We start from the raw sequence: 25,481 nt of genomic DNA, 5'->3' as shown, positions 1-25,481 counted from the left end.
TCACAAATAGAGGTGGGAAACACGTTAACCCAGTCTGGCGTGTCGTGTCTGTCGAGGTCTTGAACGATTGTGCGTGCTTGAGAGGAGGCATTCGGCAGCGTAAATGTTGAGTTGGGTTAATAAATGATTGTTTTACGATAATTAACCTATTATTTTTGCGACCTCACTTACTGATCGAGGTTACTTATGAATACCCAACGTCTGGCTCAGCTCAGCCAGCGCATGTCGCTGCTTACGCTCCTGCTGATGGTCGTCATGCTGGTGCTCAACACCGGCGTCTGGCTGTTTCCGGTGCTGGGTTCTTCCGCCGATGGCCTGGGCCTGAGCTTTTCCTTGAGTAACCGGATCCAGGACAGCGGCGTGCAAATTGCGCTGCTCCCCTGGTGGCAAAAACTTGGCGGAATCATTTTTTCCAGCATCCCGCTGGTGGCCTTGGTGTCGGGGTTGAACCATCTGCGTCAGCTGTTTCGCAACTACGCGCGGGGCGAGTATTTCTCCAGCGCGGCGGCGCAGCATCTGGGCAAAGTCGGTCGAGCTGTTGCATTGTGGGTACTGCTGGACTTTTTATGCGAGCCGTTGCTCGGCCTCTGGGTCTCGATGAACCAGCCGCTGGGCCAGCGATTTTTCACCTTGAGTCTGACCCCGCCGAGCTTCGTCGCGTTGTTTCTCGCTGCCTGCATTGCGGTAATCGCGCGTATCCTGTGGCAGGCCAGCGAAGTGGACTCTGAAAACCGCACTTTTGTTTGAGATCGAAATGCCCATTGTGATTGAACTGGACGTTATGCTTGCCCGGCGCAAGGTCAAATCCAAAGACCTGGCAGCCGCCATCGGGATTACCGAACAGAACCTGTCGTTGCTCAAGCAAGGCAAGGTCAAGGGCATACGGCTGGGTACGCTGGATGCGATCTGTACCTACCTGGACTGCCAGCCTGGCGACCTGTTGGTGCACACCCCTGAACCTGCGGGCGAATAGGTTTAACCACTTAAGAACAAGAGGGATCGTCCAATGCTGTTCTCCGACTTGCCGTACGTTGCGCCGCTGCTGTCGCTAGGGCTGCTTTGGACCGTCGCGGTGGTGACGCCGGGCCCGAACTTCTTCAATACCGCCCAACTGGCGGCGAGCTGTTCGCGTCGGCATGGGGTGGTGGCGTCTGCCGGAGTAGCCACGGGCACGGTGATCTGGGGGCTGGCGGGCGGTTTGGGCATCAAGTCGCTGTTCACTGCGGCGCCCATGCTCTATCTGGCATTCAAGATCATCGGTGGCTGCTACCTGATCTACCTGGGGCTGAAACTGTTCAAGCGTTCGGCGCCAACCGCGAGCCAGACCGTGTTGCCCGACGAACCCAAGCGCTCGCTGTTCTCCGCCTGGCGCTTCGGTCTGCTGGGCAACTTGTCCAACCCCAAGGCCGCGCTGTTCGTCGCCACGGCCTTCGCGTCGACCATGCCGCCTTCACCGTCGCCGACATTGTTGGCCCTGGCGGTGATTACCATGGCCACCTTGTCGTTCAGTTGGTACACGAGTGTGGCCCTGGTGTTTTCCAGTGAGCGCATGGCCAACCTCTACAGCCGTTCACGCAAGTGGCTCGACCGGTTTGCCGGTGGGTGCTACCTGTTGTTCGGCGCACATCTGGTAGCGAATCGCTGACCGCTCATGGTAAGAAGCCTTACTTTCAACAGTGAGGCCGAGTCATGAGCAAGGTGCGGGTAGGTATTATTTTTGGTGGCCGTTCGGCCGAGCACGAGGTCTCGCTGCAGTCGGCGCGCAACATCGTCGATGCACTGGACCGCTCGCGCTTCGAGCCGGTTCTGATCGGCATCGACAAGGCCGGCCACTGGCACCTGAACGAAACCTCGAACTTCCTGATCAACCAGGAAAACCCGGCCCTGATCGCCCTCAACCAGTCCAACCGCGAACTGGCGGTGGTGCCGGGCAAGGCCAGCCAGCAAGTGGTGGAAACCTCCGGGCAGAGCCTGCTGGAACACATCGATGTGATCTTCCCTATCGTTCACGGCACCCTTGGCGAAGACGGCTGCCTGCAAGGCCTGCTGCGCATGGCGGACCTGCCTTTCGTGGGCTCCGACGTGCTCGGCTCGGCGGTGTGCATGGACAAGGACATCAGCAAACGCCTGCTGCGCGATGCCGGTATTGCCGTTACCCCGTTCATCACCCTGACGCGTCGCAACGCGGCGCGCAGCGGTTTTGATACAGCAGTGAACAAGCTTGGCTTGCCGATGTTCGTCAAACCCGCCAACCAGGGCTCCTCGGTGGGCGTGAGTAAAGTCAGCAACGAGGCCGAGTACCATGCCGCGGTCGAACTGGCCTTGGGCTTTGATGAAAAAGTGCTGGTGGAGTCGGCTGTCCAGGGGCGTGAAATTGAATGCGCCGTGCTGGGCAACGACAACCCTGTCGCCAGCGGCTGCGGCGAGATCGTGGTGGGCAGCGGTTTCTATTCCTACGACAGTAAATACATCGACGCCCAGGCCGCCCAAGTGGTGGTGCCGGCTGATATCAGCCTTGAGGCCAGTGAGCGTATTCGCCAACTTGCCATTGAAGCGTTTGAGGTTTTGGGCTGCGCCGGGTTGGCGCGAGTCGACGTGTTCCTCACCGACGATGGCGAAGTGCTGATCAACGAAATCAACTCACTGCCCGGCTTCACCCGCATCAGCATGTACCCCAAGCTGTGGCAGGCGGCGGGCATGAGTTACAGCGAATTGGTAAGCCGCTTGATTGAGCTGGCGCTGGAGCGACATGCGGGGCGCAAGGGGCTGAAGATCAGCCGCTGATAATCGTTGGGGCCGGACGAACTCTGTGGCGAGCGGGCTTGCCCCGCGCTGGGCTGCGAAGCAGCCCCAAAACCTGCCTACTCATTCCTGTCTGACACAATGCGGTGAGCCTGACGGGGCTGCTGCGCAGCCCAACGCGGGGCAAGCCCGCTCGCCACAACAAGCCCGCTCGCCACGACAAGCTTGCTCTTCAGGTTTTGCGGGCGATCCACGAATAGATCAGCGTCTTCGGCTCTTCTGGGTGGTGGGTTCTTCTGCGGTAGCTGGCGAAGGTCGGTGATGTGCAATACGTGCACACCTCGCTGACGTCGATCTGCTCACGCTTAAGGCCCGCCGCTTGCAACAGCATCACCCCGTAAGCACTCAAGTCGAACCACGCACTTCCCGCTTGCCGCGCGTGGGGCGGTGCAATCTGCGGTGACAGCCGTGGCGTCGGTTGCTCGAAGTGCCATGGCGCCTGAGCGTCACGCCACACGTGCCCCTGATCCGCCTGAAATTGCGCGATAAACTCGGCGCTCACTTCATAACAACACGGCTTGATCGACGGCCCGATCGCCACCCGCAACTGGTCAGCGGCAATGCCCTCGGCAGCCAATTGTTTCACCGCGTTGGCGATGATTCCCCCTTGCAGGCCCTTCCAGCCGCCATGCACGGCGGCGACCCGTTCACCACTGTGTGCGGCGATCAGAATGGGCAGGCAGTCAGCGGTGATCACGGCGATTGGCTGAGGCGCGCGCGTGAACACGCCGTCTGCCTCAATGGTGTTGCTCACCTGCTGCGCCTGCCATTCAATCACCGAAGCACTGTGCACCTGCTTGCAGATAAACACCTCGTGCGGCCGCAATGGATCATTGATCGAACAAAAACCGTGGTCGACGCCGGGGATGGCGCCGAGATTGTTTGCTTGTTGCAAGGGGCTCTCTCCGCTCAATAAAGTCAGTCGCCGACCGCTTCGCCTTCACGCCGAGGGTCGGCGCCGCCGCTCAGCGATGCTTTACCCTGGGCGTCCCGCGTGCGCACGATGGCCTGGATGCCGCTGGTCATATCAATCTCGCTCAGTGCATGGCCTTTGTCCCTCAGCGCCTGCTTCAACTCGGGGCTGAACATCCCAGCCTCAAGCTCGGTGGCGCCGTTACGGCTACCAAAGTTGGGCAAGCTGATGGCCGCTTGCGGGTCGAGGTTCCAGTCGAGCATCGCCACCAGGGATTTGCTCACGTACTCGATGATCTGCGAACCGCCTGGCGATCCGACGGTGGCCAGCAACTCGCCGCTCTTGCGGTCGAACACCAGTGTCGGTGCCATGGCCGAACGCGGGCGTTTGCCCGGCTCGACGCGGTTGGCCACCGGCTGGCCGTTTTCTGCGGGGATGAACGAGAAGTCAGTCATCTGGTTGTTCAGCAAAAAGCCCTGAACCATCACGTGCGAACCAAACGCCGCTTCCACCGTGGTGGTCATCGACACGGCGCCGCCCAGGTCATCTACCGCCACCACCTGCGAGGTCGAAATGCGCAACGGCGAGCGGTCCGGCGCGTACGCCACCTGGATGCCCGCAGGCGTGCCCGGCTTGGCGATGCCCATGCTGCGGTCGCCGATCAGTGTGGCGCGTTTGGCCAGGTAGTCCGGGGCGACCAGGCCTGCGGTCGGCACCGGCACGAAATCGGCGTCGGCCACGTACAAACCACGGTCGGCGAAGGCCAGGCGACCGGCTTCAGCGAGCAGGTGCACGGCTTCAGGTGTGGGCTCAAGGCCGGCAGGCGATGTGCTTTTCACCGGCTTCATCGGTGCGATGGCCAAGCGCGGGTCGCGGGTTTCCAACGCCTGCAACGTACCGAGGATCTGCGCGACCGCAATCCCGCCCGATGACGGCGGTGGCATGCCGCACACCTGATAGCGCTTGTAGTCGGTGCACAGTGGCGCGCGCTCCTTGGCGGTGTAGCCCTTGAGGTCCGCCTGCGACAGGCTGCCCGCATTGCGGTTGCCCTGGACCTTGCGCGCGATCTCATCGGCAATCGGCCCCTGGTACAACGCGTCCGGCCCTTCCTTGGCGATGCGCTTGAACACGCTGGCCAACGCCGGGTTTTTCAACAGCGTGCCGGCAGCTTTAGGTGTTCCGTCGGCATTCAGAAAATACGCCGCCATCTCGGGCGATTGCGCGATGTAACGGTCGGCAGCGATCAGCGCGTGCAGGCGCGGGGAAATCGCGAAGCCTTGCTCGGACAGGCGAATCGCCGGTTCAAACAGCTTGGCCCATTGCAGGTGACCGGTCTTTTTGTGTGCCATCTCCAGCGCGCGCAACACGCCTGGCGTGCCAACCGAACGCCCACCAATCTGCGCCTCGGCAAAGGCCATCGGCGTGCCGTCCGCTTTAAGGAACAAGCGTTCGGTGGCGCCCGCGGGCGCCGTTTCGCGGCCGTCATACGCGTGCACGTTTTTGCCATCCCACAGCATGATGAACGCGCCGCCGCCGATGCCGGATGATTGCGGCTCCACCAGGGTCAACACCGCCTGCATCGCAATCGCGGCGTCAATGGCCGAGCCGCCCTGGCGCAGCATCTCGCGCCCGGCTTCGGCAGCCAGCGGGTTGGCGGCGGCGGCCATATGGCGCTCGGCGTGGCGGGTGGTGAGGTCGGTGCGATAACCCGAACCCAGCTCCGGCGCGGGCGGTTGTTCATTGACGGCGGTATGGCAGCCAGCCAGGGCGAGGGCGGCGGCAATCATTGACAGTTGACGGCGGGAAATCGAAAACACGCGCTGAACTCCGTTCATTTTGAGAATGATCTGTTGTCCTTGGGTTACGGCTTTTTACAGGTATATCGTGCCTTGCAGGTAGAGCACCGCGTGGCCGGAGATAATCACGCGGTCATCCTTGAGTTCGCAACGCAGTTGCCCACGGCGCTTGCCGCCCTGTTCAGCAGTCAACTGTGACTTGCCCAAACGCTCGGCCCAGAAGGGCGCCAGCGAGGTGTGCGCGGAACCGGTGACCGGGTCTTCATTGACGCCCACGTTGGGGCCGAACCAACGGGATACAAAATCAAACCGCGTGCTTTTGGCCGTCACTGCAATCCCGCGTTTGGGCAGGCCCTTGAGCCGCGCGAAGTCCGGCGTCAGGGCGGCGACTTGAGCTTCGTCGTCGACCAGCACGAGGTAGTCGTCGGTGGCAAACACCTGGGCATGCTCAATCCCCAATGCGCTCAACATGCCGCTTGGCGGCTCGCAGCGCTGGGGTTGTTTGGCCGGGAAATCCATCGCCAGTTCGTCGCCATTGCGCGTCACGCGAAGCTCGCCGCTGCGGGTGGCAAAACGCAATACGTCGGGTGCATCCGCCAATTGGTGAATCAACACCCAGGCTGCGGCCAGCGTGGCATGGCCACACAGGTCCACTTCGACCTCCGGGGTGAACCAGCGCAACTCGTAGAAATCGCCACGAGGGACGAAGTAGGCGGTTTCGGAGAGGTTGTTTTCAGCCGCGATGTTCTGCAGTTGTTCGTCGGGCAGCCACTCGGTGAGCGGACAGACTGCCGCCGGGTTGCCGCCAAAGGGGTGTTGGCTGAAAGCATCGACTTGATAGATATCCAGTTTCATCGAGGGCACTCCGAGTAGGGAGGCTGGACACTAACAGTGGGTCTTTAAGGCGTCAAAATACAGATGCGGAGTTTTTTTGAGCGCATGCGCCTCGCTCATCCCAGGCGCAACACCATCGCCCCGGCGGCAATCACACACGCGGCCACGATGCGCACGCGCGTCAGACGCTCTTTGAGCACCCAGGCCGAGATCACCACGCCAAACAGGATCGACGTTTCGCGCAGGGCCGAAACGGTCGCGATGGGGGCTGCGGTCATGGCCCACAGCGCCAGGCCATACGAGGCGATCGTGCCCACGCCGCCGACGAGGCCCAAGCGCCAGTTACGCGCGAGGTAATCACAGAACAGCGCGCGCCGGGAAGCTAACGCCCACGTCGCCAGCGGGACGCCGGTCAGCAGGAAAATCCACAGCGTGTAGGCCACTGGCGCGCCGGATTTACGCACGCCCAGGCCATCGATAAGGGTGTAGCCGGCGATCACGCCGGCGTTGATCAGCGCCAGCACCAGGCCTTTTCTTTGCCCTGAAGAAGGCGCCAGGGCCATGCTCAAAATGCCCAGTGAGATCACCGCAATGCCAAGCCAGGCGGATGTCGACAGTGGCTCGGCCAACACAAACACGCTTACCGTCGCGACCAGCAGCGGCGCTGTGCCGCGCATGATCGGGTAGGTCTGGCTCATGTCGGCAATGCGGTAGGTCGAGGCCACCAGTACGAAATACAGCACCTGGAGAATCACCGACGCGCCGATGAACGGCCAGCTCTCTCTTGCCGGCAGCACCAGAAACGGGGTGGCGGCCAACGCGATCAACGAGGCGACGGAGGCGATCATGCAGGTGGTCAACAGCTTGTCGGCGCCGCCTTTGACCACGGCGTTCCAGGTGGCGTGGAGCGTGGCGCCCAAGAGGATGATGGCGAATACGCTGAGGCTCATCAGTTGCTCTGCGCATGGTTGATCAGCGACATCAGCACGTGGTCCGCCCACACGCCGTTAATCTTGAGATAAGCCCGCGCTTGACCCTCGCGCTCAAACCCCAGCCGTTCCAGCAGGCGTGCACTGCGTGCATTTTCGGGGCGGTAGTTGGCCATGATTCGATGCAGTTTCATGGCATCGAACACATAGGCAATCGCAGCCTTCAGCGCTTCGTGCATCAGGCCCTGGCCCTGAGCCGATTCGTCCAGCGCGTAGCCCAGGTGGCAGGCTTGAAATGCACCGCGCACGATATTGGTGAAATTGCACGCGCCGATGATCTGACCGTCGCGCCGTATCAGCAGGTGCAGCGCTTCGCCGCTGGCGGTTTTCTCGGCCATGGTTTCGAGGCGTTGGGTGATGGCGTCGAGTGCAAAGAAGTCATCGTCGCGCGTGGGCTCCCAGGGTCGCAGGTAAGCGCGGTTTTGCAGCAGATAGGTTTGCAGGGCCTGAGCGTGAGACGGCTGGGCGGCTTGCAGTATCAGCCGCTCGGTGGCAATGCCGTGGGTGGGGAAGTGCGGGTTCACGAATCGCCTCCTTGTGGTTGGGGGCGAGTATGCCTGAGGGCTTTTGTTCAGGCATAAAAAAACGGCCTACCTTTCGGTAAGCCGTTTTTAGTACTTGGTGGTACACAGTCATTTGAACAGGAGTCCTAAGATTTTGTATTTATAATATTTTCTGAATACTAAATCATTAAGGCATACACATAGGCATACACACTGACGGACTTTCAACGGCTACTGAATCGCCCCTAGTTTCGTAGACACCTCCAAGCCTTAAAATGAGGCCCATTAGGAGGTGCCATGAGCAACCAGCGTTATCCCGAAGAATTCAAAATCCAGGCGGTCAAGCAAGTGACCGAAAAGCAGCTTCCTGTCTCGGAGGTGGCTGCACGATTGGGTGTGTCTGTGCACAGCCTCTATGCCTGGGTTAAGCGCTACACCAAGCCTCAGGAACAGCGCGTTGAGGAGGATGATCAGAGCGCTGAGGTTCGTCGTCTACGTGCCGAGCTGAAACGGGTGACGGAGGAGCGAGACATCTTAAAAAAGGCCGCCGCGTACTTTGCCAAGGAGTGCGGCTGAAGTACGCCTTTATTAAGCAGCAAGCGGGTCATTACGCGATTCGACGGCTTTGCCTGACGCTCAAGGTTCATCCCAGCGGCTACTACGCGTGGCTATCAGAACCAAAATCTGCGCGAGCCAAGGACGATCAGCGACTGCTTGGATTGATCAAACACTCCTGGCTGGAAAGCGGTGGCGTTTATGGCTATCGAAAGATCCATGATGACCTGCGAGAGGTTGGTGAGAGCTGTGGCCGTCACCGGGTGGCTAGGTTGATGCGCCTTGAAGGTTTACGTTCTCAGACTGGGTATCGACGGAGGCCTGGAAAATACGGCGGTAAGCCAGCCGTTGCCTCACCGAACTTACTGAAGCGCCAATTCGATGTCAGAGAACCCAACAAAGTTTGGGTCACAGACATTACCTACATCCGAACATATGAAGGCTGGCTGTATTTGGCCGTGGTGCTCGATCTGTTTTCACGCCAGATCATTGGTTGGTCAATGAAGTCGCAGATGACCAGCGACGTAGCCATTGATGCACTGCTGATGGCGGTTTGGAGACGTAAGCCGAAGCAAGAGGTGATGATCCACTCGGATCAAGGCAGTCAGTACAGCAGCTCAGACTGGCGAAGCTTCTTGAAAGCTAACAACCTGGTAGCCAGCATGAGTCGTCGAGGTAATTGCCACGACAACGCTGTGGCGGAGAGCTTTTTCCAGTTGCTGAAGCGGGAACGGATCAAGCGTAAAATCTACACTACACGCCAGGATGCTCGAGATGATGTGTTCGATTACATCGAGATGTTTTACAACCCAAAACGACGCCACAGTTTCAACAATCAGCTGTCACCGGTAGAGTTTGAAAAGCGTTACGCAGCGAGCCTTGAGAGTGTCTAGAAAACCCGGGGCGATTCAGAATTCAAAATCCAATTGGTCAATCGAGTAACCGAAAAGAAGCTGCCTGTCGCTGATGTGATGGCCCGCCTTGGCGTGTCGACGCATAGCCTCTATGCCTGGATAAAACGCTACAGCAAACCTTTAGAAGAACGATAGCAAGACGATCATTACCCCTCTGAACTGCGTCGTCTGCGAGCGGAATTCAAGCGCGTTATTGAATAGCGATACATATTAAAAAGGTCGCCGCGTACTTCGCCAAGGAGCACGGCTGAAGTACGCCTTTATGAAGCAGTGCGCAGGCGACTGTTCGATTTGACGGCTTTGCCTGGCGCTGAAAGTCCATCCCAGCGGTTATTACGCCTGGCTTTCTGAGCCGCAATCTGTACGCCCCCAAGACGACCGACGACTGCTGGGTTTGATCAAGCATTCCTGGCTGGAGAGCGGCGGCGTTTATGGCTATCGCAAAATCCATGACGATATGCGCGAGGTCGGTGAGGATTGTGATCGTCATCGTATGGCAAAGCTTATGCGTCTTGAAGGTCTGTATTCTCAGACAGGTTATCGACGCCGCCCAGGAAAGTACGGCGGTAATCGAGCGGTCGCCTCATCCAATCAGCTGACGCGCCAGTTAGTTGTCGTGGAACCCAACAAGGTTTGGATCACCGACACCACGTACTTACGTACGAATGAAGGCTGGTTGTATTTGGCGGTGGTGCTAGACCTGTTTTCTCGTCAGGTCGTTGGCTGGTCAACTAATTCGCAGATGACCAGTGATTTGCAACCCCCAGAATACGAATTTTACTGGTCGACCACGAGTTCGAGGCGCGCGAAACGCTTGCTGCCTGGCTAATGCAGCTTGGGCATGAGGTTGTCGCCGTCTACGATGCGACCGCCGCTCTAGAGGACTGAAGGACGATAAAACGCCATTCGCATTGATGACCAGTGACGTTGGCTTGAGCGGTTACATAGATGGATGCGAACTGCCCACAAGTGCCGAATGCTGTATTACCAACTACCAGCGTTGCTCATTACTGGATATGCCGGCCTTGACCTGGAACACCGGATACCAAACGATACCGCGGTGCTCGTTAAGCCATTCGACATGCACATCTTGATACCATCAATTTCCAACTGCCTGAACGGGAATCCATAGTTAAATCTGTATCGCGAGCAAGCACCCAATCGGTGCATGTTAATGGGCTTGCCAGAGGCTTCATGGCCAACGTGAAAGTGCCATAGATCAGCTATTGCCGCGTTATTGGGCTTCAGCCTGACCTACCCAGTCTATGTTTCTCCGCGCAGTTGCAAAACTATGTGGGGCTTGTTATCGCTCTCAATCATAGCGCGAATGCGTAACTTGATTGTCTCAATGGAAAAGCCCGCTGTTGGCGGGCACATGTCAAACAAGTCTGAAGTGTCGCACTACAATTGATCAGTCGCCCGGCTTGTGCTTGTGTGGTGGCAAGGTCGGGTGTTTTTTCTCGCTAGGCGGATCTACATGCCGTCTGCGATCATCCTGACCGTCCTCGCGCTTAGGTTTGGGTCCCGGTTTGATGTCAGTAAACATGACGTACTCCTGTGATGAATGGATAAGCGGGTTAAAGGTAGCTATCGTTATACAATCAGCGAATTGGATGTTGCCGTCTCGAAAAAAGTTGCTCCACCTGGGAATATGCGTGGAAGTGCTTTTATGACGTGGTGACTGGCGTATCACCCACTGGGGCTGTCATAACGCTGCCGTTGGCTTTACGCCAACGGAAATGCTGGAAACAGGCAAGAAGTGAGGGCGTTGGTAATGGCAGCAGCTGGGCGCTAATTACACATCGGGCTGATCCAGGCCTCGCTGTATTGTTAAAGCGTTAATTGCCCACACACTTTGTTGATAGGGGGGCGTCGATAGACGCTTTACCAACGTAGCCACTCCAAACACGATGTAGCGATGGTTACTGAAAAAAAGGATTGATCCATAAAAAATACTGGCGGCAAGCGGCACCGTATGACGTTGCCACAAACTTGCCCAGGTACAGTTTTGAGTTCACCGCGGCTGATGAGGATACACGTCCCCGCGTGATCGATAACTCTCAAGCCATGGGTGTGCCGCGCCGGCATTTTTTTGTGTGGGACACCACCAACGATTCCCACAAGCCGGTGTACATAACCCTGACCAGGGACGGCGAAACGTTTGGACCAGCGGGTTGAATACACGCCGCGTGCCGTGAACGGCATGAAAAGGCAGGCCCTTATGTCAAATGCCAACCTTGGGACATGGGCGAGTCAAACCGCGGGATACCTGCTGGTAGTTACCACAGGCTTATTAATTCTTGGCGTCGCTCAGGAGCTAGTGATCGATACCTCCTTCTCGATGAATAAATGGGGCCTCAGGACGGTGTATACGCTTGCCAGCGAGCCAGCTAGGTATTGGGGCATGCGTGCTATCGCATAGCACGATTGCGCTGGTCCTAAGCGCCTCGGTGGCCGGTGTGTTCTGGCTGGTCAGGTTGAAATCCACGCTCACAGCGCCTGAGATAACCGCCATGCCTGAAACAGCACACATCAGACAGCAGCAAGAGATGAGCGAACTCATTCAAGAGACGGCCAACCTGCTGGATGAAGGCGCCGCAGACATGCCGTTAGCTTTTTTCGAAGCCTGCGAACATCTGCACCTGCGGGTCGCGCAGCTGATGCGTACGACTTTTCTGGCGGTGCAAAAAAAGCCAGCGGCCGGAGGATACACCAACCTACAAGGTGAAGTACTGACAGCCGTGTGAGGTTAAGCTTGGGGGGCACTCCGTGAGTATTGAATGCGGGCCAATCCCACCGCACTGGTACCTACCGTCACTGCCCAGGGAAGTGACCGTTGCCCGTATCACCCGTCATGCCCACAAGTGGCCCTAATCAAAAGGCTGGTTCAAATCAATGGATCCTACTCGGCCGCCTCGCATTTGAGGGTTGGAAAAATATCTACCCTTGATTTGGATCTTGAGGGCCACGCCGTTCCTCAATACCGTCGCGTCATACCCTGCCTGCCTATCCAACTCCAATTTGAGATTGAGAATGCGAGCGGCTTCATACTCTGCAACCTCACCTGTGACACCTAGCGGCTTGCCTGTGAGCTGATAATGACGCCGAGCAAAGGACTTTCGCGTCGCTCAGGATCGTGTAAACCTCATCGTTTACTTCTATGCTTTTTACCGGGATGGAGCCGGGCTTTCACCCTGCCCTGAAAGATGATTTGCGCGATCTAACCAAAATCGTGCCTTCTGAAAGTATCGATCAGCTTTCGTGACTCGGCCTGCTGCAAAGGCCTTGTTGCCATCTGCAAGCCAGTGGCTTGCCTTTATCTGCGCATCGAGTATACGGTCATCCAGCCGCACTTTAGGGGCTTTGGTAGGCATGGCTTTTTCAATCCACGATTCGACCCCAGCAGAACTGTGGTCTATAAATTAAAAATAGGTAACGTGCCACCATCGGCACACCTACTGAGAGGTTCCGCATGGCTAACAATGAAAAAACAAGTAAAGGTGTTGCGTCCAAGGCCAGCGAGCAACTGAAGGACAAGAAATCTACCGCTGATGAAAAATCAGTTGCAGGTTCGGCACTGACTCAAGCGCCGGATAAAAAGAAAAAGTAGATTGTACTTTAGGGCATATAGCCCTAACGCTTTCCTGCATTGCGTAACTCAGGCGAATGTTGTCAGGAGTCGGCTTATCACGAAGAAAATAAAGCTCGCGCGGTGTCTTGCAACGCTTGGGCTTGATAGTGCCGGCGAGCAGCACCTTTTGAAAACTGATCAGCCCTATGCACTCGGTTTTGAGGATCGAAAAACATTACTCTCCTACGTACCTGGCCCCATGTTTTACGGCGGGGCTTAGGTGTACCTGGCGCGGTTTCAGATATCTGCTGCCCGGTACATCCGAGGCCAATAAGGCGACTCCACGCCCGCGCAGCGCACCATGCCAGATAGCGACAGAGGCTGGAACCGCTCACCGTCGAAGCGCCAGAACTGCTCGCTGCCACAGTCACCAAAGCCCCTAGCCCGGTTAAAACTCGACAGTTCTCCTGTGTCCGGATCGTAACCAACAGCGCCGTTTGGCTCATCGCCCAAGCCATGAGGAAAAACCTGCATTTCAAGAGGCTTGACCTGCTCAGGATGCTCACGCGGTGCTTGGTATAGCACATATGCGCAGTTGTAGGCTGCACACCAAGTCTGGATGATAACCAGCGCCTGTTCCTCGTTCAGAGCGTAAACGCTGGTCTCGACCTTGCTCATATCATCGACGTCTTGTTTCCAGGTATCAAGAGTCGCAGCGATCACCGCATCGCCGATACGCTTTTGTTCTGCTTCATCCGGCTGCCCAACAGGCTTGAACTCCGGCAGTACAGGTGCGGCCGGCGCCGACGGCACTTCACTGTCAGGCTTGGCACCTCGACGCATCAAAGCGCTCTGTGTGCCGACTCGCTCCTGCACTGCATCCATCAACAACAGTGCAGCACTGATTCCATCAAGCGAGGCTACCTGTTCGCCCTGTGTCGCAGCTACAGTCAGGCGATTGCCATTGCGTAACTCGTCGATCAGCGTCAATGCTACGGCGCCGGTGGCGTACCAATCCTCGCCTGATTCTGCATCGCCCTTCTGCAGTGCACTCCTTAACGGTTTGCCGTCCAGTTGGGGCTGGCCATTAACGTCCTGTTGGGTATAAAGAGCAACCCTTAGTTTGCCCTCAGGGCCGGCCTTGCGGGTAATGCGTACCGTCCACTGCGCAAGCTCCATGTCCTCAGACGCAGACACTGCTGTGCACTGACGTGTATTGTCACATCCCACCACCCAGTCCTTGATTTCACGATACAGCGGCACGTGCTCAGCTGCGTATGGCGAAGAGCTCACCCATGCGGCCGCCAGCCCTGCGGCAATTAATGCGGACTTCATACGAAGCCCATCTGACGCTGACGCAGCGCTGCCAGTTCCTGCTCAGCCCGGGCCACGTTCAAGTAGCTCTCCATCACGCCCAGGAGCTCGTCATCGCGCAGCGGTTTTCCGTTGACCCGATAGCCCACGGACATGATGCGTACCTTTGGCGTACCACGGCTGCGCGTGAACAGGGCCTTGGAGAACTCGAAGCTGACCTTGCGCTGGTGTGAGTTTTCGCCTGAGTCCGAGCCGAGTTCAAGTATCAGCGATTCCATCCAACGGCCGTTCTTGTAGCTCACACGCCCCACCTGCAGCAGGTCGATAGGCTGTTGGAGGTTGTGCACACGCAGAAAACGGTGATCCAGCGTCATGAACACAAACGTTCCTGAGTGGCGGTTGGCCCAGGTAGCGGCAACCAGTATGGCAACCCCGACCAGGCAGAAGATCAAGGCGCCCACGCCGCCCTTGTCACCCGGACGATGCACCCCACCCATGTCACGCAGCACCGCCCAGGCCAGCAGTGCCATCACCAACGCGGCGATGGGCAACACGTATTTGACACGAGGTGAGGAGGTAAACTCGGTCTTATCCGGCACCGAGTCGATGAAGGCTTGCAAGTTACCGGTGGCGTCTTCGGCTTCGGTGCGTGTGGCCTGGTTGTATTCGTCGGTCAGCGACGCAGCAAGGTCGGCAGCGCTGCCAGGTTGGTAGGGTGGTTTATTCATGGGTCAAGTCTCCGTGCTGCTCATGCGGTGTGCGCCGTGTCGGCGAGTAATTGGTTGAACCACTGGCTGTCAGCCTCGCTGGCCGGACGGGACGCCTGACGTAGCAAGTCGTCGTCCAGTGCCACCTTAAGGTTGTGTACGCGCTGCAAGGTGGGCGGATGGGTGTCGAAGGGGTGCTCGACACGGTGTTCGAGGGTGTGGGGGCTGACCGGCAACGCGTGCTGCCCCATGTGGCTGTTGAGCGCCTGCACAATGTTGCGGGTCTGCGGGCTGGCGAGCAGCAGGTCGATCAGCTCGGACAAGGCACACACCCGCAGCAAGGCGCAGGCGAATGTTCGGGCACCGGCCACCCTGGCGCCCACTTCGTCGGCGGCCAGTTCCTGCCGGCGGCTCCAGTGATGGAAGGCGTGATCGAATCGCTCAAGAAAGTACAGCGACACCCAGATGCCAGGGCCGGCCAGCAGGGTGTCACTGTCGTTGTCTTCGAGCATGGTGTGGATACGTGAATGCACGCTATGGAACAGCGACGACAGTTGCGAGCCCTTCTCCGTGTCGCCGGATGCGAAGTGCCCCAGCTCATGTCCCACCACAGCGCCTGCTTCGTCCTGGCTCATGGCCGAGGCGTAGGTGAGCGGGATATACAGCGTGCGCCCAAGCAGCGGCGCCTGCGCTGACTGCAGGAACACCTGGCTGCTGGTCACGAACCAGGAGCGATCAACGCCCACCACGATATGATCCGGCGAGGGTGCATTGGCCGTACGTGCAATGTCATCCACCCAACGCCACAGGCCCGGCGCATGCTCGCGTGACAATTCACGCCCCAGCAGCCCCAGCGCAGGTGCCTCCAGCGGTGCCAGCCGCTTGCGGATGCTGCGCAGCAACAGCACGCCACCTGCCAGCACCACCCACAGCGGCAGGGTGAACAGCAACGGCATGGCGCCGCCCCTGTCCCAGTTGCTGTAGGCCCAGACCATTTCGTAGAGCAGGCACAGGCTGATACCTGCCACTAGCAGCGCCACATCAAGGAAGATCAGTTGGGTGACCCGCTGCCAGGCCAGTGTCAGGTGCTGCAGCATGTAGTCTTGCGAACGAATAGAGCGCAGGGCGTCATACTTGAGCTTACCCAGCAGCGCCAGACCGGTCAGGGCGGCCGCCAGCGCACACAGCTCAGCCAGGTGCGCGAGTAACCCGCGTAACGTCAGCCAGCCGTGGTCCTGCACGATGCGGGCGATCTCCTGCTGCATGTGCGGCACGATGTACTCGGCCCCCACATACCCGCCGGTCAGGCTCTTGTGCACCGGCAAAAGATGCTCGGGGTCTTTTTCGGCGGCCACGATCCAGTCGCGCATTTGCTGCTCGTCGCTCAATGCCCAGTGCACGCGACCGTCTTGCAGCAGTGCGTAAAGCATCAGCCCCAACGGGACCAGAAACAGAAAGGCCAGCAGCCGCAACCTGCGTGATGAGGTAGACATGATCACTTCTGGTTCAGGTAGTCGGTGAGGAACGCTTGGGCATTGCCCTGTGACGATAGCCCTTCGCTGTAGCCCACGTTCAACTCCTGGCTTTCGTCAGGCAAGTACAGCTCGCCATAGCCATCTTGAAGGATCAGCGCCACGAACTTCTGGCCGTTGACCTCGGTGCTGTAGCGCGTGTCCTTGGCGGTCTTTTCCACTTTCATTTTCTGGATGCGCAGGTTCCAGTCATGGTCCACCCCTTCCACTTGCACCAGGGCCTCGTTGACAGGGCGGGCACCGATGCGCAGCGTCCATACCTTCATGCCTTGCTCACCTTGGTAAGCCATGACCTTGTCGGCCACTTCCGGGCGGGCGTCGTCGGCCAGGGTGAAAGCGGAAGTCAGCAGCAACGCGCCAACGGTGAGTGCGCGCGCGCAGGTGCTCAGGAACATGCCAGTGTCCTCGGTAATGAAATGAGTGCACCTGATAAGCCAGAGTCACCGAATCGTCAAGGTTGCTGACCGCCTCACACAAGTGAATGGCCGCCGGTCACAGGCACTGGTTAAAAAAGCACCACCAGCACTATACTGCGACCCCATTGTCGGATTGACGTCAAATAGCCGTTAGCCAGTATTGAAAGCCATGCAGAGTTGGACCCCTTACCGGGACACCGAAGTGTTCTTCGATGGCCCGCAGCCCTTGAGCCGGTCAAATATCCTCGACGCGTCCGCGCGGGAGATCATCGGCAGTGCCAGCGGGTACTACCAGGCGCGAACCGTGCGCCCATTGATGCAGTATTTCGACTGCGACCTTCGCTTTACCGAGCCGCTGCGCATCCACAAGGTGCTGCCCGAAAGTCTGTGCATTGTGCAGGTCCTCGAAGGAGGATGGAGCCATAGCATCGACCGCCGCACGCCTAATCGCTACACGCCGGAAGCCCCGGTCAGCTTGGGCCTGAGCGAGCCAATGGAAGCGGTGGATATCCTGCCGTCCGGTAGCCACGCACGGCTGGCGGGGCTGCGCATCGCCGGCTCGTTCATTCACGAACAGGCCGAGGAAGGCGACACCACGCTGTTGCCGCTGCTGCGCCTGCAACAGGACGGTGTACGTTTCACGCCACTGCCCCGCTGCATGGCGCTGCGCTCGCTGTTCGAGCGCCTGTACCAGACGCCCTACCACGGCGCACTGGGCAGGCTGCATCAGGAAAGCCTGACCCTGGCAGTACTGGTGGAGCTGGCAGCGCACCTGGGCGGCCAGCAAACCCGCCCCCAGGGCCAGACCCGTGCCCAGCGCGATCTGGCGCACGAAGCCCGGCAACTGCTCGAAGATAATCTCGCCCGGCCACCGGCCAGCCCTGAGCTGGCATGCATGCTGGGTGTGGGGGAGACCACGCTGCGCCGCGCCTTCAAGCAGGCGTTCGGCAGGTCGATGCTGCACTACCTGCGCGACTGTCGCATGGAAGTGGCTCGCCAACTGTTGTGCGAACGCAAATGGCAGGTGGCGCAGGTTGCGTACCGTGTCGGCTACGCAGACCCGGCCAACTTCACCCATGCCTACAAGGCGCGGTTCGGGTATCCGCCGGGTAAGGAGTGAGCGGCGTATTGAATCAACCTGGGCTAAGCCGACTTGTTTGAGCGCCTCTGCGGCCACCTGGGGCCCATCGTACAGCCAAACGACCTGTGCTGAAGCAGCCCGCCGTGCTCAAATTTCGTGAGTGCCATGGTCGTTTTTCGTGACTACTGGCTGCCTTTGAGAATGATGTGTGTGCTTGGTAAGCGTCCGGTGAAGTCAGGTTGATACAACCGGATTCGTGGCGCTTTTTCCCTGCTATCCGGGCTTGATCGGAGCGGCATGGGGTTCGGCGGCGCTCAACGTATCAAAGTGATTCGTGGTCGAAACCTGGCTTAATGGAATCAAGCCCCTCTAAATTGAATCCACGCTCCAGGTTTAACCGCACTAGCTGGCATCGGTCGTAGTCACCTACACCGGTAATGTGCGCTTTAGGAGGGCAAAGTTTCTCCACCAGCTCAGCACCCAGATCCATACGCCCAGTCCGGATGAAATGTGCAGCGGCAATTAAAACTCCGACTTGGTTTTCGCTGTTCTTCAATCCCATTCTATTCATCATCCGTATGCGTCCGGGCAAGTCACCCACAAGACTCCGCAAAACTAAGACATGGTATTCACTTAGTGGCCACCAGCCAATCAGATGAGGAATTGTTGAGTGCCGTTTGAGTTATTGGATCAATCCGAAGCCGGTGAGGGCTATTGCTTCGGCTTGCTCTTACTGAGAACGAACCACACTGCTAAACAGATAAGCCCGCCGCCGTATAAATGCGCGACCGAAAAACGCTCACCAAGGAACATCACAGAGTGATTCTGACTTGGCCGTGAAGGCGATGAATACAAGCAGAGACCTGGCCACCGAATCTCTTGGTGTTGCCCAAGAGGCCAGTACCTCACTGGATCAAATATCAACGGGCATTATTCAAATTAACGAACGCAACCTAATGATCGCGACAGCCTCTGAAGAGCAATCTCACGTCGCTAGGGAAGTTGATCGAAACCTGGTCAGCATTCGTGAACTTGCAACACAGAGTGCTGCTGGAGCCGCCCAAACAGCGAGTGCGTGTGGTGAGATGTCAAAGCTAGCGGTTAACCTGAATCAGTTAGTTAACCGATTTGTTGTGTGACAAAGGCTTTTTGGGGGCGCTGATGGCTAGCTTCAGACTAGCACTCAATGACAGGTTGAGTAGCCTAATTGATGCAATCGTAGCAACACCAGGCAATTTCTATAAACCGAACTTCCGCTTTTAGCCGACTACTGCACTTTGTAACGGGCAGCCATCGGCCAGAAGCAGTCATCCCGTGATCACTCTACAACCTCGACGCGCAGTATCAGCCAAAAGAGCATCAACGCAGTGAGGAACAATACGGTGTGAGCGGTTTATAAAATGCTCTATCGCACGAGCGCGCGGATGGGAATGGATAAGCTGGCATATTTTGAGAATGTGCCGCTGAAAGCCGACGCAATTTTTGCAGGGGAACTCCCTGAAGAGCGGTTTAGAACCCTATTGAGCTGACCGTCGGGTCGTTGTTCGCCGCAATCCGACTTCTGGGCACTTTGCTTGAGACCAGCGTGATGGTTCAGCCTCCAGATGATTCTGCATCACACAAAAGCTCCAGCAAGTCATTCGCCAGGGCCGCCGCTTCTTGTTGAAAGTCGGTATTCCAGCGGCTCGACCAGTTAACAGGCTTTCCCTCATCCTCCCAATGCGCCAGCGCAAGCCCGTTGATTATTTCCAGCTCGAACCAAATACGCCGCCAGGCGACGGCGTTCTGGACTGACCTTGTGTCTTTCCACAGGAATTCTGTTTGCGCGACAAATGCCGCCCATGCGAACACATCTTCTGAGGCTCGCTCGCCGAGCGTTCGGAAGTATTTTGCGCTAGCCAATTAACGATTCCTTGTAGTCGTGCACCTATCTAGTAAATGTCCATCCCCGGATACAGAGCTTCAGGTGGATGATAATCGGGGTCCTCAAACCTGCTGTTCTGGTAATAGGTTTGGGCCGTCGGTCCATCACCGTTATAGGTCACCTGCGGATTCGGCGTGAGATGCCAACCGTGTCCTTCTGTGTCGCCCTCAATCAGCGATGCGTACACCCTACAGCTGCCTGATGAGCCGGATGTCAGCCTGAACTGGTAATAGAGTCCGGCTTGGGGAGTAAACTTCGTCGAGATGTGGCAGGAGCGAGTGAGTGACCCCTCCCAGAAAAGATCCACCTGCGTTTCGATACCGGGTCGGATCTGCGTTTCGTAATAGTCCCATGTGAGGTCTTGCCCTGCCTTGGGCATACCCAAGTCCTGTGTATGGGTGAACGGCAGGAGGCCAGTGCGAACAGCGCCGCCGGAACGTTTACCGTTTTCGTATTGGTAAACTTCGGCATGTTGCGTGTAGTCGACGATACGTACCCAGGCAGGATTGGGCTCGTTTTCGGGCGCGGTGAAGTAGTTGGTGTGGGGCAAATACTGGCAACCTGCGAACAACGGCAATGCAATCAGGCCAAGCAGAGGGCGTATCGACATGAAGCCTTTCCTTTTGCGGAGTCAGGGTTACAGACCACAAAAGAGGAGTCGCATTGCGTAACAACAGAAAATTTTGTGCTTGAAGCGTCGCGACGATATCAGATGCGGAGCCTATGCAGTGCACATAGAGAGCGGCGTAGCTTGATCATTGGGAGGTATTTGCTTAAGAAAATCGAAATGAGCACCTCGCATGATCCCTGGTACACCCCCTTTCGTGCTCTTCGGGTCGTGAACAGCCTTAAGCCAGATTTGCAACGACAAATTGCTTTCCAACTCCGGCAACCACAGTAAAGGAACTCAAGCGCACAAATGGTCTGTCAATTCTTCAAGCCCGGCCCTTTAACACGAGCAGACGCTTTTCGGCCAGAAGCACACCCGGGACTTACTATCTCATCCTGAGCATTGCCGCTGTACCAAAAGTACTCCTGGATTCTCAGTTTAGACTTTGTAACGCGCCAGGGTAGGACCGATTTGAGGATACGTTTCCAGCTCCGATACTGAGTTTCATGATGCGCATCGATGCGTTTAGATCGGATTTTATCCGCTTCTTGAATCGCTTTCTCTTAGCTATAGATGGCTGTACAAGTCCCGCAGAAACGAAGCAGCCCGCCATTACGTCAGCTAGGCCGCCCAGACAACCAGGCACCCTCGTCAAGCCAGGCGAGAAGGGCGACCGGTGATAATGGCTTGGCGAAGTAATAACCTTGGCCCTGCTGACACCCCCAACCTCGCAGCAGGTGGTAGTGCAGCTCAGTTTCAACTCCTTCCGCCACGACGGTCAGGCTAAGATTTCTCACCAAGCTGATCAGGCCTCGGATTATGTGCCATTCTTTGTTACCCGGCTGAAGATCAACGAGCAGTGAACGATCGAGCTTGACGCTGCTTGCCGGAATCTCGCGCAGGTAGGCCCAGTTACTGTAACCACTGCCAAAGTCATCAATCCCAATGGCAACGCCGAGATCGCGAAAACGTTGCAACTGGACCCGCACGGCCTGGAAGTCAGTCACTAGGACGCTTTCGGTAAATTCGAGCTCAATGAATCGTGGTGCTACCTTGAAGGCTTGCAGGCTCTCGACCAACTGATCGAACAGACGTCCGTCAGTCAGATCCAGTGCCGAGACGTTCAGGGAGACAGTCATTTCCAAGCCCTTAGCGCGCCACTCTGATAGCTGCTCACAGACGCGCCGCACTACCCAACTGGTGATGTGGCGAATAGAAGCTGTGGTTTCGGCCAGCGGGATGAATTCAGCAGGGCTAATCTCACCTAGCTTGGGATGCGACCACCGCAGCAGTGCCTCAACAGCAACGCACCGGTTGCTGGCAAGATCGACACGAGGTTGGTAGACCAGCCTGAATTGATCAACGGTGCCAAGTGCCGCTTCGATGTCATTCAGAAGTACGGTGCTGCGACGCAGGCTCGAATCGATCGCGGGGTCGTAATCGAGCCAACGCCTCTCGCTTCGGCGCGCAGCATCAGTGATGCTGGACATCTGGCGCAGGATATCCGTCGGCAGGCCAGATTCGGGCTTGTGCGGCAGTACGCAGATCCCTACATCGGAGAAAACGGGGATATCCCCACAGTACAGCGGTCTTTCGAACGCATGCACTATGCTGTCGGCCAGGCTGGACAGCGACAGTGTCCGGTGGTTGAGCAATGCGACAAAGCCCAGAGTGCCGGAGCGGTACAAACGCGTCTCTGCGGGCAGCAACTTCAAGACCAGCTCTTTGACCGCCAGCATGAAGTTGGTGAAAAACTCGCTGCCAAGCGACTTCGCCAAACTGTCCATCCCCGATGCGGAGAGCGGCTCTATAAGGACAGCGACCCGCTCATGCTGATCAGGTGCCTGCAGAATGTCTGCTTCAAAGCGCTGCCGGTTGGGTAAGCCAGTCATCGGGTCGATGTAATGCGAGCGGTGCATGGATTCCAACCTCGCCACCACGACCTGGGCCGCGTTGCGCAGAAGGGTTCGCCCTTGCTCGTCCATCGGAGCGTGCGCTTTATAGTCAAGCACGCAGAGCCTGCCCAGGTTGCGCCCTGAATTGATTGTCAACGGAGCACCTGCGTAATACCGGATGAACGGAGCGCCTATTACCAAGGGGTTGCTCAAGAACCGCGGGTCAGCGACAGGGTCACATATTTCTAACATCCCCCCTTCGTCGAGACTGTGGGCGCAGAAGGATATTTCGCGCGAGGTCCGTTCAGGCTCCATGCCCACACGGGCTTTGAAAACTTGATAGTCGCGCTCGATGATGCTGACCAGCGAAGTAGGCACCTTAAAATAGCTGGAGACCATCGCCACAATGCTGTTTAGCACAGGGTCCGAGCCGCTTTCCAAGTCGGAGGTCAAACGGTCTACGTCGACCAGCCGAGCGCATTCTTCTTCGGGCCATAAGTTGCATGTGGTCATTTCGGCTACTATTGAGTGATAAGTCGGCTGGAAATACCAAGATTAGGTGTTGATTCTATGCCTTGAGCTTATCACGGCGCCAAATTCCCACAATTATTGTTAGCCATTGCGCTGATAATCAGAAACTATAGGCCCTAGTTGTAAACCGCTTAAAGCTGAAGGAGTGGTTGCCTATAATTATCTAAGGTTGCGAACCATCGCCATATCGACTGCCGACAATTCGCACCTCAGCTCTCCGACCTGGCCCCGACGGAGCAACATTTGATCAGTATTCTCTCTCGTAGTCTTGAGTTGGTGCGCCGATTTGCACGCAATCAGCCAAGCCCTCCGGTTAGCTACGCCGGCACCGTCGTGGTGATTGCGCTTTGGGCCGCCGTGCGCGTGCAGCTTCCCTTTACAGCACTACCGTACCTGTTTTTCATACCGGGGCTTATGTTCATCGGTTTCTGTTTCGGCGTTGGTCCATCGGTCATAGGCTGCGTGCTAGCAGTGCTCACCGCACACTATTTCTTCATTGGCGAGATTGGCTTTAATGATGGCTTGACAGCCTGGGTTAGTAGCGCAAGTTTCGCCCTCGTGACCTTCGGCATGGCGGTTGTTTGCGCCTTATTCCGAAGAACCTTGAGCGCCCTCTCCGATGTTAACGATCGTCTGGAGTATGAGGTCGAGCGTCGTACACTGGAGCGAGATGGTATCTGGAATGTATCCCCTGACCTAATCTGCACGTTGGCCGAGGACGGTGACGTCGTGGCGATGAATCCAGCCTGGCAAACCGAAACCGGGCTTTCAGATCTAGAACTCAAGGGCGGTGCATTTTTCTGCTTCATCTCCCCCTCCCAACTGTCGGACGCCCTACTCACCCTGGGCAGAGGGGATATCGCAGAGCTCGATACCCAAGGCTCTCGCGCCAATGGCAAACCGCTGCACTTGAACTGGCGAATAGCACGTCGAGAGGGGCTGTACTTTGCGGTCGCGCGGGACGTTACTCAATACAAGGAATGTCAAGAAGCGCTGGAGCAAGTGAGCTCGCAGTTGCAGCAGAGCCAGAAAATGGAAGCAGTGGGCCAGCTAACAGGTGGATTAGCCCATGACTTCAATAACCTGCTGACCGTAATCACGGGCAGCTTGGACATGCTCGACCGACGTATCGCCCAGGGCAAGCAAGAGGACCTACCACTATATGTAGGGCTCGCACGAAATGCTTCTGCCCGGGCAGCCTCTCTGACACATTGGCTGCTGGCCTACGCCCGACGTCAGCCTCTGGCGAGCTCAGTAGTCAACCTGGCGTTGCTAGCTCAAGAAATGAGGGAGCTCATCAGCAGGAGCCTCACGCCGCGGATCGAACTGGAGCTATTGGCACCAGAAGAAACTTTGCTGTGCTTATGTGACGCCCACCAATTGGAAAACGCGATATTGAACCTGTGCATCAATGCGCGCGACGCTATGCCTCATGGAGGTCGGCTCCAGATCCAAATCAGCAAGGCCCGCGTTGATACCTCGGATGGCGCTACAGCGCTGAACGCAGGGCAATACGCACTTTTCCGGATATCTGACACCGGGACGGGGATGCCACAAAGCGTGCTTGAGCGCGCTTTCGACCCATTCTTCACAACCAAACCCTTGGGCTCTGGAACCGGCCTGGGCCTCTCGATGGTCTATGGTTTTGCCCAGCAATCATCGGGCGAAGCCCGGATCGAATCAGTTATGGGTAAAGGCACTACGGTGAGCCTTTTCCTGCCATTGCACCACAGTCAAGCCACAACTGTTGATGTCAGCGTACCCATCAGTATGGAACACGATTTCCAGGCACATAACGCAAGGGTAATCGTGGTCGACGACGAGGATGCTATTCGGGACCTTATTGGCGAGACGCTGGAAGAAGTCGGCTATCAAGTCACCAAGGCTGGAACCGCTGCACAAGCACTGCGGGAGTTGGAAGAACAAGCAGAGGCAGCGTTACTGATCGCGGACATCGGCCTGCCCGGCAGTATGAGTGGCGATGAATTGGCGGTGATCGCTCTCGAAAAATGCCCTACGCTCAAAGTTCTTTTCATTTCCGGCTTCTTGGAAAATGCTGTCCCGGCGATCGCACTTAAAAGCGGCCAGACCGAACTCCTGCTAAAGCCCTTTGCCCTAAAAGAGCTTAAAGCAATTGTGCAGCGTTTAATCTCTCAACGATGAGCAGGCTCGACACCTCAGGTATACGCCGAGCAATTCGCAACCTTCGTGCCTTGCCCGCGAAGCCAATGACTGCATCTTTCAAAGTTGGCGAACTACCGCTAGCCAATCACGTTGCTCACATTGCGTTCTGCCGAGCGCTACTCCTTGATCGAATAGCACACAGCCGCATCGACGTAGGATTACGACAACCGTGCAGATGCATCCTGTTGGCGCCAGAAAGCGATGGGGTGATGTGTTTCAGGTAGCCCTGTAAGCGAAGGATGGGCTTCTTGCTTGCAGAGTTTGAGCTTCAGTTCGGAAAGCGTCCGCCTTTGGCCGAACACTGCCGATCACTAAAGGTAGAAACCGACCACAAGCGACCTTTAAACGAGGTCTGTTGACACATTTGCTCATTCAGGGGCAATTCATACAAAAAGAACGTGTACAAACTT

General features: G+C 57.3%; 21 protein-coding genes and 2 pseudogenes. 11 read left to right on the top strand and 12 right to left on the bottom strand.

Annotated features, from left to right (window positions below; genetic code table 11):
- The first annotated feature begins 186 nt into the window (after positions 1 to 186).
- Genes ACM530_RS06305 through ddlA form a run of 4 tightly spaced genes read left to right on the top strand, consistent with a single transcriptional unit; the run spans position 187 to position 2,784 of the window.
- Complete coding sequence (locus tag ACM530_RS06305; protein WP_145165513.1) at positions 187 to 747, top strand: DUF2975 domain-containing protein; 561 nt, start codon at positions 187 to 189, stop codon at positions 745 to 747.
- A gap of 7 nt (positions 748 to 754) precedes the next feature.
- The gene (locus ACM530_RS06300) at positions 755 to 973 is read left to right on the top strand and encodes a helix-turn-helix domain-containing protein (protein ID WP_145165515.1); all 219 of its coding nucleotides are present in this window, start codon (positions 755 to 757) and stop codon (positions 971 to 973) included.
- Positions 974 to 1,006: 33 nt separating this feature from the next.
- Complete coding sequence (locus ACM530_RS06295) at positions 1,007 to 1,645, top strand: LysE family transporter (protein WP_242194952.1); 639 nt, start codon at positions 1,007 to 1,009, stop codon at positions 1,643 to 1,645.
- 44 nt (positions 1,646 to 1,689) lie between these two features.
- Entirely contained in the window at positions 1,690 to 2,784 is a 1,095-nt protein-coding gene (ddlA, locus tag ACM530_RS06290; protein ID WP_416364445.1) for a D-alanine--D-alanine ligase, read from the top strand.
- Between the two features lie 190 nt (positions 2,785 to 2,974).
- Here the strand turns inward: ddlA and pgeF are convergent, their stop codons facing one another.
- The 5 genes from pgeF to ACM530_RS06265 form a co-directional block, all read right to left on the bottom strand.
- Entirely contained in the window at positions 2,975 to 3,697 is a 723-nt protein-coding gene (pgeF, locus tag ACM530_RS06285; RefSeq protein ID WP_416364444.1) for a peptidoglycan editing factor PgeF, read from the bottom strand.
- Positions 3,698 to 3,720: 23 nt separating this feature from the next.
- Positions 3,721 to 5,550 carry a gamma-glutamyltransferase gene (ggt, locus tag ACM530_RS06280; RefSeq protein WP_416364443.1) on the bottom strand — a complete coding sequence of 610 codons (1,830 nt, stop codon included), beginning with the start codon at positions 5,548 to 5,550 and terminating at the stop codon, positions 3,721 to 3,723.
- Positions 5,551 to 5,586: 36 nt separating this feature from the next.
- Entirely contained in the window at positions 5,587 to 6,366 is a 780-nt protein-coding gene (locus ACM530_RS06275) for a PhzF family phenazine biosynthesis protein (RefSeq protein ID WP_145165525.1), read from the bottom strand.
- 95 nt (positions 6,367 to 6,461) lie between these two features.
- A complete protein-coding gene (locus tag ACM530_RS06270; RefSeq protein ID WP_416364442.1) occupies positions 6,462 to 7,295 on the bottom strand; it encodes an EamA family transporter in 834 nt (277 codons plus the stop codon).
- Positions 7,295 to 7,858, bottom strand: coding sequence for a GNAT family N-acetyltransferase (locus ACM530_RS06265; protein WP_416364441.1), 564 nt, complete (start codon positions 7,856 to 7,858; stop codon positions 7,295 to 7,297). The genes ACM530_RS06270 and ACM530_RS06265 overlap by 1 nt, the downstream gene beginning before the upstream one ends.
- 276 nt (positions 7,859 to 8,134) lie before the next feature.
- Here ACM530_RS06265 and ACM530_RS06260 point away from each other — a divergent pair.
- From ACM530_RS06260 to ACM530_RS06245, 4 genes and pseudogenes are all read left to right on the top strand, one after another.
- A protein-coding gene (locus ACM530_RS06260) for an IS3 family transposase (RefSeq protein ID WP_104502081.1) occupies positions 8,135 to 9,285 on the top strand; the annotation gives its coding sequence in 2 pieces (ribosomal slippage) (positions 8,135 to 8,369 and positions 8,369 to 9,285; 1,152 coding nt in all).
- A 27-nt stretch (positions 9,286 to 9,312) separates the two neighbouring features.
- Positions 9,313 to 10,063, top strand: a pseudogene (locus tag ACM530_RS06255) (IS3 family transposase); the annotation flags it as partial.
- Between the two features lie 1,651 nt (positions 10,064 to 11,714).
- Positions 11,715 to 12,053, top strand: coding sequence for a hypothetical protein (locus ACM530_RS06250; protein ID WP_416364440.1), 339 nt, complete (start codon positions 11,715 to 11,717; stop codon positions 12,051 to 12,053).
- 725 nt (positions 12,054 to 12,778) lie between these two features.
- Entirely contained in the window at positions 12,779 to 12,916 is a 138-nt protein-coding gene (locus ACM530_RS06245; protein WP_175413286.1) for a hypothetical protein, read from the top strand.
- A 258-nt stretch (positions 12,917 to 13,174) separates the two neighbouring features.
- Here the strand turns inward: ACM530_RS06245 and ACM530_RS06240 are convergent, their stop codons facing one another.
- Genes ACM530_RS06240 through ACM530_RS06225 form a run of 4 tightly spaced genes read right to left on the bottom strand, consistent with a single transcriptional unit; the run spans position 13,175 to position 16,825 of the window.
- Positions 13,175 to 14,212: a DUF1176 domain-containing protein gene (locus ACM530_RS06240; RefSeq protein WP_065951375.1), complete on the bottom strand. Its 1,038-nt coding sequence runs from the start codon at positions 14,210 to 14,212 to the stop codon at positions 13,175 to 13,177.
- Positions 14,209 to 14,919, bottom strand: coding sequence for a hypothetical protein (locus tag ACM530_RS06235; RefSeq protein WP_416364439.1), 711 nt, complete (start codon positions 14,917 to 14,919; stop codon positions 14,209 to 14,211). Before ACM530_RS06235 ends, ACM530_RS06240 begins: the two co-directional genes overlap by 4 nt.
- A 20-nt stretch (positions 14,920 to 14,939) precedes the next feature.
- Positions 14,940 to 16,391, bottom strand: coding sequence for a M48 family metallopeptidase (locus ACM530_RS06230; RefSeq protein ID WP_065951377.1), 1,452 nt, complete (start codon positions 16,389 to 16,391; stop codon positions 14,940 to 14,942).
- A 2-nt stretch (positions 16,392 to 16,393) separates the two neighbouring features.
- Positions 16,394 to 16,825: a hypothetical protein gene (locus tag ACM530_RS06225; RefSeq protein WP_416364438.1), complete on the bottom strand. Its 432-nt coding sequence runs from the start codon at positions 16,823 to 16,825 to the stop codon at positions 16,394 to 16,396.
- Between the two features lie 190 nt (positions 16,826 to 17,015).
- On the opposite strand from ACM530_RS06225, the gene ACM530_RS06220 reads away from it, so the two are divergent.
- Together ACM530_RS06220 and ACM530_RS06215 are read left to right on the top strand one after the other, a co-directional pair.
- Positions 17,016 to 17,966, top strand: coding sequence for an AraC family transcriptional regulator (locus ACM530_RS06220; protein ID WP_242194927.1), 951 nt, complete (start codon positions 17,016 to 17,018; stop codon positions 17,964 to 17,966).
- A gap of 776 nt (positions 17,967 to 18,742) precedes the next feature.
- Positions 18,743 to 19,066, top strand: a pseudogene (locus tag ACM530_RS06215) (methyl-accepting chemotaxis protein); the annotation flags it as partial.
- A gap of 454 nt (positions 19,067 to 19,520) precedes the next feature.
- Here ACM530_RS06215 and ACM530_RS06210 read toward each other — a convergent pair.
- The 3 genes from ACM530_RS06210 to ACM530_RS06200 form a co-directional block, all read right to left on the bottom strand.
- On the bottom strand, positions 19,521 to 19,829 hold the full coding sequence (locus tag ACM530_RS06210; RefSeq protein WP_416364437.1) for a hypothetical protein: 309 nt from the start codon (positions 19,827 to 19,829) through the stop codon (positions 19,521 to 19,523).
- Between the two features lie 29 nt (positions 19,830 to 19,858).
- Positions 19,859 to 20,461, bottom strand: coding sequence for a hypothetical protein (locus tag ACM530_RS06205; protein WP_065951382.1), 603 nt, complete (start codon positions 20,459 to 20,461; stop codon positions 19,859 to 19,861).
- Between the two features lie 617 nt (positions 20,462 to 21,078).
- The gene (locus tag ACM530_RS06200) at positions 21,079 to 22,869 is read right to left on the bottom strand and encodes a GGDEF and EAL domain-containing protein (protein ID WP_065951383.1); all 1,791 of its coding nucleotides are present in this window, start codon (positions 22,867 to 22,869) and stop codon (positions 21,079 to 21,081) included.
- A gap of 261 nt (positions 22,870 to 23,130) precedes the next feature.
- Between ACM530_RS06200 and ACM530_RS06195 the strand changes: the two genes are divergently transcribed.
- Complete coding sequence (locus tag ACM530_RS06195; RefSeq protein WP_416364436.1) at positions 23,131 to 25,050, top strand: ATP-binding protein; 1,920 nt, start codon at positions 23,131 to 23,133, stop codon at positions 25,048 to 25,050.
- Positions 25,051 to 25,481: the final 431 nt, after the last annotated feature.

It is taken from the genome of Pseudomonas sp. NFX183 (genome assembly GCF_047943075.1).
Taxonomy (GTDB): domain Bacteria; phylum Pseudomonadota; class Gammaproteobacteria; order Pseudomonadales; family Pseudomonadaceae; genus Aquipseudomonas.
The sequence above is the reverse complement of the archived record's forward strand: the minus strand, read 5'-3'. Positions and strand labels throughout refer to the sequence as shown.

What these genes read in the sequence shown, in the direction of transcription:
- ACM530_RS06305 (WP_145165513.1), top strand. Translation starts at nt 187, where the DNA reads ATGAATACCCAACGTCTGGCTCAGCTCAGCCAGCGCATGTCGCTGCTT.
- ACM530_RS06300 (WP_145165515.1), top strand. Translation starts at nt 755, where the DNA reads ATGCCCATTGTGATTGAACTGGACGTTATGCTTGCCCGGCGCAAGGTC.
- ACM530_RS06295 (WP_242194952.1), top strand. Translation starts at nt 1,007, where the DNA reads ATGCTGTTCTCCGACTTGCCGTACGTTGCGCCGCTGCTGTCGCTAGGG.
- ddlA (WP_416364445.1), top strand. Translation starts at nt 1,690, where the DNA reads ATGAGCAAGGTGCGGGTAGGTATTATTTTTGGTGGCCGTTCGGCCGAG.
- ggt (WP_416364443.1), bottom strand. Translation starts at nt 5,550, where the DNA reads ATGAACGGAGTTCAGCGCGTGTTTTCGATTTCCCGCCGTCAACTGTCA.
- ACM530_RS06275 (WP_145165525.1), bottom strand. Translation starts at nt 6,366, where the DNA reads ATGAAACTGGATATCTATCAAGTCGATGCTTTCAGCCAACACCCCTTT.
- ACM530_RS06270 (WP_416364442.1), bottom strand. Translation starts at nt 7,295, where the DNA reads ATGAGCCTCAGCGTATTCGCCATCATCCTCTTGGGCGCCACGCTCCAC.
- ACM530_RS06245 (WP_175413286.1), top strand. Translation starts at nt 12,779, where the DNA reads ATGGCTAACAATGAAAAAACAAGTAAAGGTGTTGCGTCCAAGGCCAGC.
- ACM530_RS06240 (WP_065951375.1), bottom strand. Translation starts at nt 14,212, where the DNA reads ATGAAGTCCGCATTAATTGCCGCAGGGCTGGCGGCCGCATGGGTGAGC.
- ACM530_RS06235 (WP_416364439.1), bottom strand. Translation starts at nt 14,919, where the DNA reads ATGAATAAACCACCCTACCAACCTGGCAGCGCTGCCGACCTTGCTGCG.
- ACM530_RS06230 (WP_065951377.1), bottom strand. Translation starts at nt 16,391, where the DNA reads ATGTCTACCTCATCACGCAGGTTGCGGCTGCTGGCCTTTCTGTTTCTG.
- ACM530_RS06225 (WP_416364438.1), bottom strand. Translation starts at nt 16,825, where the DNA reads ATGTTCCTGAGCACCTGCGCGCGCGCACTCACCGTTGGCGCGTTGCTG.
- ACM530_RS06220 (WP_242194927.1), top strand. Translation starts at nt 17,016, where the DNA reads ATGCAGAGTTGGACCCCTTACCGGGACACCGAAGTGTTCTTCGATGGC.
- ACM530_RS06205 (WP_065951382.1), bottom strand. Translation starts at nt 20,461, where the DNA reads ATGTCGATACGCCCTCTGCTTGGCCTGATTGCATTGCCGTTGTTCGCA.
- ACM530_RS06200 (WP_065951383.1), bottom strand. Translation starts at nt 22,869, where the DNA reads ATGACCACATGCAACTTATGGCCCGAAGAAGAATGCGCTCGGCTGGTC.